Below are 11,791 nucleotides of genomic sequence, written 5' to 3'. Positions count from 1 at the left end.
CGACTTCTCGTTGCTGATCTTCCAGAGAAGGCGACGGTTCGCGAATCGATCCGAGCGCCGCTCCTCAGCCCGGTCTTCACGCTTCTGACGTGCGAGATCCTTCGCACCAGACCCCTTCTCGCCTGTGGCTGATGAAGGGGGGGGGGAAACTCTGTTGCCCTGTGGTTCGGACGCGCTCGTCCGTGGGGGCTGAGACTGCTGTGCACGCGCGGGTGAGTGGGTGGTGGACGACTTCCCACGGGAAGTCTTCGCCCGGTCGGGCGAAACGGGTACGCTAGGCATCACAACTCGATCTAGACCGGCGGCGCCGGTCGGGTCAGGCCAGATGCATATGGGGCGGCAACCCCGCATCCGGCGGCAACGAACACATTTGAATCACTCTGATGACTACGGGCCGGGGCTCCACTCCCGGCCCTTCGTCATGTCTGGCCATCCTGCCGCACCCCAGACGACTGGGAGCGCACATCCACACCCCAGACGCTCCAGTCACACCGGAGACCGCGAAAAACGCCCAGGTCATCAGACCTGGGCGTCGCGACGAAAAGAGTGCCTCCGGCGGGGAAGCCCCGGAACGCCAAAGTGGGGGAGAGGGAGGGTCCGCCGTCTGCGGGTGCGCTGTGGCTGAGGTCCGGGGTGCCCCCACTCCCCCACCCGTCATCCAGTCAAGACCTAGCCCACGAGCCGGTGGAGCGCCCCCCTCCCGGGCACCGGGCGGCTGCGACTTCCGCTCCTTCGTCGCTCCACTCGGTCCACCCAGCACCCTCCCGGGGTTCACCCCACCGCCCCGCAGGCTCGCGCTACGCGTGGATGACGGGCGACGGAGTGGGGGCACCAGCCCCCGGTGCGCGGTGAGGACCGCGTCCAGGGCGACGCGAACCGTCCAGCGACCCCACCTTGACGCTGTCAAGGTGGCCGCTCCTGTTTCCCGTTGTCCGGGGTCGAGGAAACGGGCACCCCCGTCCGCAGAACCGGGCGCGGCCGCCCGCCCCGGGGACGTCCAGCGACTCCGTCGCGGACCCCCGAGACGCCCGCCCCGCTCGCCGCCAGCACCCCCCGCCCGGTCTCCCGACCGAGGGTCGCAGGGGACGCGTGGGTCTGTGGGGGTACCCAGGTATGCTCGCTCCGCTCCCATACCGGCAGGCCCCACGAAGCGGAGGTGATCACGTGGCCCGAGCCACGCCGATCCACACCGCAGGGCAGACGGAGTACCGCGCCCGCGAGGACTGCGCCACCGACCGCGCGACGGTCGCGGACGCCCCCGTCGAGTACCGCGTCCAGGGCCGCCGGATCGAGAGGATCGGGAACGGGTGGTCGGTGTTCGGCCGGACCCCGGGGGCGCCGTTCGGCCCGGACGAGCTTGACGAGCTCCGGGCCGTGATGGTCGGCGCGGACCCGCGCACCGGGCAGAAGCTCGCCACCCGGAAGACGAAGGTGTCGGACGCGGCGAAGCTCCCGGCCGCGCCGATGCTGTCCGCCATCGAGCGCCAGGGCGCGAACCTCCCCGCGGCTTCGTGGTCGGCCCGCCGACTCGCCCGGATGCAGCGCGCCGTCGCGAAGGACCCCGAGCACGGGGTGCCCGTCCGCGACCTGGAGAAGATCTCCCGGGCGACGGGGGTCGAGGTCGAGGCCGTGTACCCGGCCCGGTCGCTGGCCTACGCCCGCGAGCACGCCGAGGACCGCGAGCAGCACGGCGCGCGCGGGTGGGACGTCACGTTCGACTGCCCCAAGAGCGTGAGCACCTTGTACGCCCTGGCCGACCCGGAGACCGCCCGCCGGATTGAGGAGGTCTACGTGGCGTCCGTGCGGGACGCCATGGCAGCCGTGGAGGAGTGGACCGCCTACGGCCAGCGCGGCCAGCACGGCCAGGGCCACGTCGCCCGGAGGATCGGCACCCACGGCCTGACCGGGTCCCTCACGCTGCACACCACCGCCCGCCCCGTGGGGGGAGCTGCGGATCCCCATCTCCACGCGCACGTGATGATCAGCGCGCTGGTGAAGGGCGAGGACGGCCAGTGGGGGGTTCTCGGCGCCGGGGGGAGGGAGCTCTACCGGCACGTGCCCGCAGCCGGTCAGCTCCTGCGCGCCCGTCTGCGGGACCGACTCACCGCAGAGCTGGGGGTGGAGTGGGAGCAGGACCCGAAGACGGGCGCGTGGGAGGTGGCAGGCGTCCCCCGCCAGGTGCGCGACCTCTACTCGCGCAGGCGGGACCAGGCCGTCACCAAGGCCGGGAGCGGAGCGACGCCAGCGGCCCGCAGGCTCGCGGCCCGCAGGTCCGCAGCGGCCAAGCTCCACGGCGGCAGCGAACAACGCGCCGAGTGGGTCGAGCGCGCCGTCGCGGCCGACGTCGACCCGGGCGCCGTGGTCGCGGCCGCAGTCGGCAGGCACTCCGCCGACGAGGTCCAGGAGGAGGCCCCCGAGGAACTGGTCACCCGCGTGGCCGCCGGGGTGTGGGGGCGCCGACCAGTCGCCGCGACGTCGCACGCCGACCTGATCGGGGAGACCGCACACCAGATGCCCCGGGGTGCCAGCGCCCGCGTCATCGAGGAGACCGCCCGTGGCGTGGCCGCGCGGTCCGTGCGCGCGGGGGGTTCGGCGGGAGCCTCGTCTCACATGCGCCACGCCGCCCGCTGGACAGCACCGCCGCTGACTCCGCAGGAGGCCCGGCGTGGCCAGGGTCCGGCATCCGCAGCGTCCAAGGTCGCCGTGGCCCGACTCCGGGCGCGGCACCAGCTGGCGGAGGTCCGCGCGGACGCGGCCGGCCGCGAGGCCCAGCGCCTCGCCGCCCTCGCGGACGCCGGCCGCGTCGCCATGTGGCGAGCCGGGACAACGGCACGGCGGGTGCGAGCCGACCTCGAAGTCGCCCAGGAGCAGGCGAGCGCCGCGCGAGCAGCGGCCCGGCGTCTCCAGGACGCCATCCCCGCAGCGATCACGTCCGCCGTCGCGGCCGACGTGGCCATGGCGACCGCGCAGGAGCAGGCCAGGCAGGCGCTCCGGAGGGTCCAGCAGGAGGCAGCGACCCGGGCAGCGATCCGAGCCGCAGCGCTCCCGCCCCAGCCGAAGCGACAGAGGCCCCGCGGCTTCCCGCCCCCGAGCCGACAGCCACGGCCGCCGACCCGGGGACCCCGACGCGGACCCGAGGGACCGTCGCTGTAGCCGATTCCGGCTGATCCCGGACCCGCACGGGAGACTGACCCCATGGACGACAACGAGCACCAGGACCAGGACCAGCCCCCCGCCCGGGGCGGTTCCCTGTCCGGCATCACCGCCGCCCTCACACGACCGGCCGGGGACGGACTCACCCACTGGGGCGGCCCCCTCCCCCGACGCCGAGACCCAGAACCGACCCTCGACACCACGGCGCCGACCACCTGAGTTCGGACGGGTCTGGACTCGGGATGGACCGCCCCGGCGTGGGGTTACAGGTCAGAGGGTGTCCAGACCGGTTTGGAACGGGGTTTGGACACCGGCTTGGACGGGGTTTGGACACCGGCTTGGACAGGGTCTGGAACGCAGGAAGGCCCGCCCCCAGTGGGGGCGGGCCTTCGTGTTCTCGTCAGTCCACGATCCGTCGAGGCGCCGCAGGAGAGCGAGTCGCGAGCACGTGCTTACCGGACTGCGTCGCGGTGATGACCGCGTCCACCACAGCAGCGGAGTTGCTCGGGTCCAGACCGACGAGGGCGTCCCGCAGGTTCACCGGGTGCCCGGCTCCCAGGGACGCCGCCAGCCGCAGGATGCCGACCGCCGACCCCGATGCCGGGAGGTCGTAGGAGTCCAGCGCGGCGACGGTCGCGTCCCAGGAGATCAGCGACACCGGCCGGTTCACGTCGAGGAGCTCTTCGGCCGGGATGGTGTAGACGCACAGGTTGAGGAAGTCTCCCCGGCGCAGCCAGGAGTCGTGCTGGATCAGCAGCTCCACGGCCGCGCGGTCTGCGGCCATGCCCTCAGCCCAGTTCCGCAGTCCGTCCACGAGGGTGAGGTAGTCGCCAGTCTCGGGGTTCATCGTGTGTAGTCCTTCCGTGTGGGTGTCCAGGATGGAGCCCCGGGGCGGCCCCGGGGCGGAGTTCAGCGAGACGCGTGCTCAGCGGGAGGGGTCGCCGCCAGCTCCTCAACCGCGTTGAGGTCACCGGCCAGCAGGTGGACGTACCCGAGCTCGGAGAGCCAGTGGACCCAGACCGGCTCCAGCCCCGGCCACCGAGCGAACTGCGCGGCCGACACCCTCCCCGACGCGTGGTCGACGGTGCGGTCCGCGAGCTCCTGGAGGTCCGCCAGTCGCCACCAGGCCGCCTGGAGAACTTCCCGCTCCGAGGGGTCGAGGTCCCCGGTCACGGTCGCCTCGTAGAGCTCCCAGGTGTGGCCGTCCGACCCAGCACGGCGGCAGCGTCCCGGGTGGTAGCCCCCGGCCGGGAGACGGGTGAGGGTGGTCACGGTGAGGCCGATCTCCTCGGAGACCTCGGCGCGAGCGGCGGCCCGGTAGCTGAGGTGTTCGTCCCGGGCGTGACCAGCGACCGGGGCGATCCCGGCCGGGAGCGTTCCCCGTTCGATCATGAGCAGGGCGTCCCGGGCCTCGTTGAAGATCAGGACACCGACGCTGGTTCGGCAGCACGTCTTGGGCATGATGGGTGACTCCTTCGTTCGTGTTCTGCGGGTGAGGGATCAGGCCCCGCCGGAGTGGTACCTCCGGCGGGGCCGCTGTTGTCAGACGCCGACGAGCGCCCGCGTCTCCTGAACAACCCAGGTCCCCGAGTCGTCCAGGGCGATGATGCCCTCCTCGGACAGCCGTCGGGTGGTGTTGTAGAGCCAGCTCTTCTTGCGCTCGATCCCCATGTCTCGGAGCGCGACCTTGAAGTCGTAGTTGGTGAACTCCCGACCCGGCCCCCACTCCTCAATCAGGTCTCCGACAGCCGCGCGAGCCTGTTCGGCGGAGGCCGCAGTTCCCTTCCGAGCCTGGGAGGGCAGCGGGAAGTCTTCCCCGTCCACCTCGGTGAGTTCGGTGTCCAGGTCCCCGACCACCGTGGGGTTGTCGTCTGCGGTCTCCAGCACGATCGGGTCGACCTCGTCCCGGTCGTCGTCCTCCTGGACCTCGTCACGCACGGGCATGTCCTCCTGTTCCGGGGTGTCCGTCGCGGCGGAGGCAGCTCCACGGCGAGCGGCGAGGAAGTCCTCGTACGGCTTGCCGAACGCCGACCGAGTGACCGCGTCGAGCTTCTCGTTCTGATCGGGCAGGGCGAGCGCGGCCGGGGTGAGATCCCGGTTCTCGTCCTCCTTCTTCGTGGTCGGCGGACCGAACATCTTGACCGGCATGGCGTGCCGGTCAGCCGGGGCCTCCTTGACGGCCGCGTAGGCCGACCCCGGCTGGTAGTTCTGCCAGCGATGCGGTTCGGCGCCAGCGTCGAGCACGTGCTCAGGGAGGGCGAACGCGGCGTCAGCCTCAGTGCGCACGCCGAAGCAGATGGCGTCACCCAGGTTCGAGCGGGTGTCGGTGTCGAGGTTGCTCCATGAGGCTCGCTGGAGGCTGATCTCCAGGTGACCTCCAGCGGAGCGGATCATCCGGCCGAGCTTGACGATCTCGTCCAGGTCAACGAGGTCAGCCGCTTCCTCGATGATCACGTGGAGGTAGGCGAGCCCGCACCCCCGAGTCCAGCCCGGCAGGCCCAGTGACCCGAGGTGGTCCGCCCGTGCCGTGGCCGCGCGCTCCAACGCCTTGAGCATGGCCTTGGCGTCCTTCTGGGTGAACGCGGTCCACCCGAGTGCGCCGTCCACCGGCCCGAGGGTCTGACGGCCCTTCGAGGCGTCGATGGCGATGACGAACGTGTCGCGGCGAGCGGCGATGTTGAGGATCTTGACCTTGCCGTACACCGACTTGCCCGACCCGGACATGCCGACGGTGAGGGTGTGCCGGTCGTCCAGGCCGTCAACGAACTCGGTTCCGTCCTCGTAGAGGCCGAGCGGTCCGATCGGGCCGTCCGCCAGGGACGCGCCGACCATTTTCTCGTCCAGACCGGGCCAGGGGATGAGCTCCTTCATGACGTTGCGGGTGATGATGACCAGCTCGCCCTTGTCGGCCCGGTCAGGGTCTTCGGTGATCCGGACCGCCCCGGGGGCGACCTTGTACAGCGAGGCCAGCTCCTTGCGGCGCCGCTGGAGGTCTTCGACGGTGGCGCCGTTCTCGAACTCCAGCTCGCCCTTGACCAAGGCGTCGGTCTGCTTGGTGACGCGCATCGAGATGCCCTTGAGGCTGAGCACCTCCTTGACCTTCGCCCACGGGATGATCTGGCGTCCGGGGGTCTTTGTCTCCGACTCCCCCTTGTCTCCCGCCCACAGGTGAACGTTGGCGATGGCGGCGAGGGTGGCGCCCCCCAGGAGGAGGATGTCCATCACCGGGCGGCCCGGACCGGCAGCCGTGGCCAGGGTCAGCCACCCGGTCGCGGTGCTGGTCATTCCCACCGCGATGTGGTGCGCGTACCAGGTGCGCGCGGCCGTCAGGGAGTGGGTGGCGGCGGTGACGATCCCCCCGGCCGCGAGGATGCCCGCAGCCGCCAGACCGGTGCCCCACCCGAGGTCACCCCACATCCAGTGGGTGAGGTAGCCCGCCGGGATGAGAATCGGGATGGCGCTCCACGGCCGCAGGTAGTCGCGCAGACGCGGCCGGGTCACCGTCTGCTTCTTCTTGTCGTCGTCGTGTCCACGCATCGAGACCAGCTCGCGAGACATCGTGCTTCCCTTCGTGCTGCGGAACCGGGGGCCGCCAGCGCGGCCCCCGGGGTTGCGAGTGCGAGTTGGTCAGTCTTCGAGGTTGATGGTCCGGCGCTTGCCCTTCTTGGGCTTGATGAGGTGCTCGAAGTGGGTGAGCATCGACCCCCAGGTGCGGACGGCCTCGATGCCGACGAGCCGCTGAGCCTCAGCGGAGCGGCGGAGGTGCTTCGCGATCGAGCGGGCCTTGCGGCGGACCGCCAGGCGAGACTCCCCTTCGGCCGGGGGCAGGTCCTTGAGCAGCGCTTCGAGTTCCTGCGCGGAGTACTCCATCTCCATGGCGATGGCTCGCGAGAGGCGGCGCACCTTCTCCGTGTAGAGGCGGACGTCCGAGCCGGTGTTGAACTCGATGTCCTCCAGCTCGCTGATGATCTGCTTGGCGTAGGAACCCTCAGCGCTCACGGGGCGCCTCCTTCTCGTTGGTGTTGCGGTTGATGACGACGGCGATGACCCCGCGACCGGGGCCGTAGCGGCGCACGTGCGCCGCGTGCAGGTGAGCCCGCCAGGTCTGGCCCAGCCACGCGGCGAAGTCCGCCAGCTGGAACCGGATCGGGCGGATGTCCAGGCGTGCGCTGATCAGCGAGTCCAGGTGACACAGGAGGTGGTCAGCGAACGTGGCGGCGGCCCTCAGTCGGTTCATGCGGCCCCCCCGAGGTCGAACAGCGGCAGCTGGTCGGCGCAGAGTGGGCACCGTTCGGTGTCCGGGGTGCGGTGGCGGCGCGGGTCACGGCAGCGGTCCGACTCCGTCACCGGGCGACGGTCCGTCATGAGGCGGCCCCCTCGTCCAGTTCGCGGCGGATGCGGCGGACCGTGGAGACCCCGAGGTCGGTCGCCTCAGCGATCTCGGCGTGGGTGGCGTCGGGGTGCTCGTACAGGTAGTTCGCGACCCGCTTCCGGTTCTCCAGCCCCTCCAACCGGCGGCGCTCCTGAGCGGTCAGCGGCCGGTCGTCACCGCCGTGTGAGCGGGGGTGCTCAGTCGGGGTGACCTGCGTTTCGGCAGTGGCGTCCCCCTTCTCGATCTCGCCGTGCGAGCGGTCCCGCTCAGACGGGCGCTCGGACGGTGAGCCGTGTGAGCGGAGGTAGTCAGCGACGTCGTCCGCGAGCGCTTCCCCGACGACCTCCAGGCCGTCACCGGGGGTGCGCCGGGGCAGGGTGCTCACACGGGGCGCGTCCGTGCGAGCAGCCACCGGGGCGGCCGTGCGAGCGGCTTCCGCGTCCATCCGGGTCACGGCCTGCGTGACCGCCTCAGCGCCGGTCACCGAGATGAGGTAGGCCATCCAGGCGAACGCGGCGGCGGCGATGCTGGCAGCGGCGCCGACCGGCCCCGAGCCTGCCGTCGAGGCGACGATGGAGGCGAGCAGCGGAACGGCGATCATCGCGTTCAGCACCGGCACCGGCAGGCCGTCGAGGTTGACCTTCGAGGAGGCCAGACCGCCCCGCCAGGCAATCGCCATCGTGGCCATGCCGGTCATGCCGACCTCAGCCAGGTAGCCGATGCCGTCCGGGGCAGTGGGGTAGCTGGACTGCACCCACGCCTCAACGCCCATGGCGGAGCCGACCGAGCAGACCAGCGAGGCCCCCAGGGCGCCGAGGGTGAACCACTTCCGGCGGGTGGTCATGTTGAGGGCGATGTCCTCGTTCGAGGTGGCGTCCCGGGCGTCGTCGATGACGGCGGCCCGACGAGCGGCGCGTTCCTCGCGGCGGTCCGCCTCCTTGGCGCGGCGCAGCTCACGGCGGTGCTCCAGCTCCAGTTCCGTACGGAGCCGGGCGGCGGTCAGCTGGTCGGACAGCCCCCGCGTGGTGGGGTTGAGCGTCGGGTCCGCCAGCAGCCCCTGTTCGGGCACGGCCGCCAGGGCCTGCGCCTGCCGAACCTGTTCCTGGAGGGTCGCCACCACGTCGGACGCGGGCTTCGTCTTCGTGTTCTTCGTGCTCACAGGTGGTCCTTCCGGGTGAGTTCGGTGAGGGTGTCGCGGTCGGCGACCCTGTCCACCAGGGGGTTGCCGACGATCAGGTAGGTGACGGCGCCGGTGAGCCCCAGGGCGCCGAACGGGATGAGGACCGAGACGACGAGGTCAGCCACGGCGAGCCCCCCGACGTCGAGCGTCCTGCGTGACGACCACGCGGGTGCGACCCCAGCGGCGCAGGGTCCGGCGGACGCGGCGGTGAGCAGCGGCGACCTTGAGGGCGCCCAGGACCAGGAGGAGCACGACGGTCGCGGTGACGACCACGGTGGGGAGCAGGTCAGCGGCGGTCACGCGGCAGCCCCCTCAACCGTGGTTCCCTGACGAGTGATGTTGACCAGGCCCTCAGCCCGCAGGGCGCGGACGGCCCGGTGTGCGGTGCCGGGGCTGACCGTCCAGGTCGAGGCCATCTCGGTGACGGTCGGCAGCCGGTCGCCCGGCTGGAGGTCGCCGGTCGTGATGAGGTCGCGGTAGTGGTCCGTGATCTGGGCGTAGAGGGCGGCGGGACGGAGTAGTGCGATGCTGGTGTTCATCCGGGTCGTCCTTTCGTGAGTAGTGGCCCGGGGTCGGCCTCAGCGGTGGCACCCGCTGAGGCCGTTTTTCGTGTTGGTGCAGGTCATCGGGGCGGGCCGCAGCGTGCTGCGGTGATCCATCGCGTTTGACCCCGTAATGAGGGGGCTGACCTGCGGTTCTGTATGGGTGCTGTCAAAACTCGTGTCCCCGGGCTTCCACTCACTCCAGGTCTCTGACCTGGGGCGGAGTCCACCTCCGGGCCGGTCCCTGCGGACCGTCTACGAGTACTGTAGCCCATATATATGAGGCTTGTATATAGGGATTGGCATACGAGCCTCGAATATTCTTGTAGTCGCAGGTCAGAAGCTGTTTGGACGTGACACGTAGACTGGAGACACGGTCATACTCACGCCTCATATACGAAGGAGCGGCCCTGATGCCCGAGATCCAGCAGCCGACCCGACCCCCGTACATCCAGATCGCTGACCACTACCGATCCCTCATCGCGACCGGCGGCATTGCCCACGGCGAGCGCCTGCCGACCGTCGCGGCCATCGCGACGGAGTGGGGAGTCAGCCCCGGCACCGCACACCGCGCCATCCGCCAGCTGAGGGGGGAACGCCTCGTTGACACCAGCCAGCAGGGGAGCACCGTCATCGGCACTCGGGCCGTCCCCGAGCCTGCTGAGCGCGTGCAGCGGCTGACCCTCCCCGAGGGGGACAACGTCGAGGTCACCGAGGTTGGCGTGGTCCCGATGCTCCCGTCCGTGGGGGCGGCCCTGCACATCGACGCGGACGCCATGAACCGGACCGTCGTCCGCCGCCAGGAGGTCGCTCGCCGTGGTGAGCAGCCGTACAGGCTCTCCGTCATGTGGGTGCCCGTCCCCTTCACCCAGGAGATCCCCGAGCTCCTGGAGGACACCCCGATCCCGAACATCGCGGCCCTGATCGAGAGCCGGACCGGGAGGCAGGCCACGGACGGGAGGGACTACGTCGAGGCCCGCACCGCCGACCAGCGCGAGGCCGACGCGCTCGGAGTGGAGGTCGGCAGCACCGTCCTGGCTGGAACCTCCGTGTGGCGCGACGAGGAGAGCCCCGTCGCGTACTACGAGTTCGTCCACCCCGCCGGGTACGTGCTGAGCACCCCGTACCAGCTCCTGCCGCAGGCGTAGGGCAGCACGAGAAGCCCCGCCCCCAGTAGGGGGCGGGGCTTTCGCGTTCCTACAGCCCGTAGACGGTCCCCACCTTGGGTTTCTCGCCCCGGTGCGGCAGGAGCGTCCGTTCCTGGTCAATCCAGTCCGCTGTGGAGTCCACCGTCAGGTCGATCTTCGCCAGCAGCACGACCAGCTCAGCGAGACCCCCGGTCTCCACGGCCCGGAGCACCTTGTAGTCCATCCCCAGACGGCAGACCCGAGCCCACGCGGACGCCGACAGGTGCGCGCGTTCCTCGCCGTGCTCCTCTTCCGCCACGATCTCTTCGTCCGTCGACTCTTCCTCGGAGAGGCCCACAGCGGGACGCAGGTAGCGGCTCCACTCCATGGCCCGGCAGCGCTTCGTGTCGCGCTCCCACTCAGCCCAGATCCCCCGGATCTTCCGCAGCTCCTTGCCGACGTCAACCCCGATCTTGGCGAGCCCTTCCATCTCGTCCGCCGTCATGTTCTGGAGCTTGCGGTACCTGGTCAGCAACTCGAAGGGCGTCTCGTTGGGGCGCCGACCGTCCCCGGCCCCAAGCTGGCGACCGGACTTGAGGTCACCACGGGCGATCTCCTGCCCGACGTGCCACCGCCGCCCGTCGTCGTGCTCCTTGCCGTCCTGCACCTTGGCGACGTACTCACCCAGGGCTTCGGCGTCCTGCACCGAGGCGATGCGGTCCCAGTGGATGGCGTGCTTGCCCCCGGCCCGGAAGCCGTGCTTCTCAGTCCAGCGCTCCCACGAGCGCGACCATCGCTCCTGCATCCGCTGGAAGTTCGCGGCTGTCACCGCGGCTTCCTCCGTCATCGCGGATCGGTCCCAGGACGGGTCCGGGACCGCGAAGTACTCCACGGGAGTGGGGTCCCACTCGGGCTTCACCCACCCTTCCGGCCGATCCTTCTTGCGCGGGGTGGACGGGCGCGGCGTCTGCCGAGCACCCAGGAACAGCACCACGTGGATGTGAGGGTGCCAGCCGTGGGTGTCCCCGAAAGTCCCCTCGAAGCTCCTCACGAAGCCCAGGACGCCCATACGGCTGCGTTCACCCTCACGGCCCCTCTGGGGGTCCCCGGCCCACTGAGAGCCGCTCAGGAGCGCCTTCCAGGCGTCCTTGAGCCCCTTGAGGAGGTCCGCGAGGTCGTGGCGCCGGTGGTGCTGGAGAGTGAGCGTGACCATGTACGCGGTCCCGCCAGCCTGAATGTGGCGGACCAGCGCGGCCGAGACTTCCTCAGCCCGGGACGCGCGGATCTTCGCGGAGCACACGGGGTCGAGCCAGATCTTCGAGCACCGGACGATCCCCGAGACGTAGGCCCGGTTCCCCTTGCTGCGGATAGTGACCCCGGCCCCGGAGTCCACGGCCCCGCGCCCGCAGCACTGCAC

General features: G+C 70.9%; 14 protein-coding genes. 3 read left to right on the top strand and 11 right to left on the bottom strand.

The genetic code is table 11. The features are described 5' to 3' along the window. Nucleotides 1-1,164 precede the first annotated feature (1,164 nt). Nucleotides 1,165-3,153, top strand: coding sequence for a MobF family relaxase (mobF, locus tag AC0VYL_RS28110; protein ID WP_475483600.1), 1,989 nt, complete (start codon nt 1,165-1,167; stop codon nt 3,151-3,153). 42 nt (nt 3,154-3,195) lie between these two features. Continuing rightward, complete coding sequence (locus AC0VYL_RS28105; RefSeq protein ID WP_475483599.1) at nt 3,196-3,372, top strand: hypothetical protein; 177 nt, start codon at nt 3,196-3,198, stop codon at nt 3,370-3,372. Nucleotides 3,373-3,553: 181 nt separating this feature from the next. On the opposite strand, the gene AC0VYL_RS28100 is transcribed toward AC0VYL_RS28105, so the two are convergent. The 10 genes from AC0VYL_RS28100 to AC0VYL_RS28055 form a co-directional block, all read right to left on the bottom strand. Then, nucleotides 3,554-4,000: a hypothetical protein gene (locus AC0VYL_RS28100; RefSeq protein ID WP_475483598.1), complete on the bottom strand. Its 447-nt coding sequence runs from the start codon at nt 3,998-4,000 to the stop codon at nt 3,554-3,556. A gap of 62 nt (nt 4,001-4,062) precedes the next feature. Then, on the bottom strand, nt 4,063-4,614 hold the full coding sequence (locus tag AC0VYL_RS28095; protein ID WP_475483597.1) for an NUDIX hydrolase: 552 nt from the start codon (nt 4,612-4,614) through the stop codon (nt 4,063-4,065). An 81-nt stretch (nt 4,615-4,695) separates the two neighbouring features. Next, a complete protein-coding gene (locus tag AC0VYL_RS28090) occupies nt 4,696-6,711 on the bottom strand; it encodes a hypothetical protein (RefSeq protein ID WP_475483610.1) in 2,016 nt (671 codons plus the stop codon). A gap of 69 nt (nt 6,712-6,780) precedes the next feature. Continuing rightward, entirely contained in the window at nt 6,781-7,152 is a 372-nt protein-coding gene (locus AC0VYL_RS28085) for a hypothetical protein (RefSeq protein ID WP_475483609.1), read from the bottom strand. Next, the gene (locus AC0VYL_RS28080; RefSeq protein WP_475483608.1) at nt 7,142-7,390 is read right to left on the bottom strand and encodes a hypothetical protein; all 249 of its coding nucleotides are present in this window, start codon (nt 7,388-7,390) and stop codon (nt 7,142-7,144) included. Before AC0VYL_RS28080 ends, AC0VYL_RS28085 begins: the two co-directional genes overlap by 11 nt. Further along, nucleotides 7,387-7,518, bottom strand: a complete 132-nt coding sequence (locus tag AC0VYL_RS28075) for a hypothetical protein (RefSeq protein WP_475483607.1) — start codon at nt 7,516-7,518, stop codon at nt 7,387-7,389. The genes AC0VYL_RS28080 and AC0VYL_RS28075 overlap by 4 nt, the downstream gene beginning before the upstream one ends. Beyond that, a complete protein-coding gene (locus AC0VYL_RS28070) occupies nt 7,515-8,684 on the bottom strand; it encodes a hypothetical protein (protein WP_475483606.1) in 1,170 nt (389 codons plus the stop codon). Before AC0VYL_RS28070 ends, AC0VYL_RS28075 begins: the two co-directional genes overlap by 4 nt. Further along, nucleotides 8,681-8,830: a hypothetical protein gene (locus AC0VYL_RS28065; protein WP_475483605.1), complete on the bottom strand. Its 150-nt coding sequence runs from the start codon at nt 8,828-8,830 to the stop codon at nt 8,681-8,683. The genes AC0VYL_RS28070 and AC0VYL_RS28065 overlap by 4 nt, the downstream gene beginning before the upstream one ends. Continuing rightward, nucleotides 8,823-9,005: a hypothetical protein gene (locus tag AC0VYL_RS28060; RefSeq protein ID WP_475483604.1), complete on the bottom strand. Its 183-nt coding sequence runs from the start codon at nt 9,003-9,005 to the stop codon at nt 8,823-8,825. Before AC0VYL_RS28060 ends, AC0VYL_RS28065 begins: the two co-directional genes overlap by 8 nt. Beyond that, complete coding sequence (locus tag AC0VYL_RS28055) at nt 9,002-9,244, bottom strand: GntR family transcriptional regulator (protein WP_475483603.1); 243 nt, start codon at nt 9,242-9,244, stop codon at nt 9,002-9,004. Before AC0VYL_RS28055 ends, AC0VYL_RS28060 begins: the two co-directional genes overlap by 4 nt. Nucleotides 9,245-9,660: 416 nt before the next feature. On the opposite strand from AC0VYL_RS28055, the gene AC0VYL_RS28050 reads away from it, so the two are divergent. Then, nucleotides 9,661-10,395 carry a GntR family transcriptional regulator gene (locus tag AC0VYL_RS28050; protein WP_475483602.1) on the top strand — a complete coding sequence of 245 codons (735 nt, stop codon included), beginning with the start codon at nt 9,661-9,663 and terminating at the stop codon, nt 10,393-10,395. A gap of 49 nt (nt 10,396-10,444) precedes the next feature. Here AC0VYL_RS28050 and AC0VYL_RS28045 read toward each other — a convergent pair whose 3' ends face one another. Beyond that, nucleotides 10,445-11,791, bottom strand: coding sequence for a rep family protein (locus tag AC0VYL_RS28045; RefSeq protein ID WP_475483601.1), 1,347 nt, complete (start codon nt 11,789-11,791; stop codon nt 10,445-10,447).

This window comes from Nocardiopsis sp. iso_238, assembly GCF_056173325.1.
Note: the sequence above shows the minus strand (reverse complement) of the source record. Positions and strands in the feature narration are given on the sequence as shown.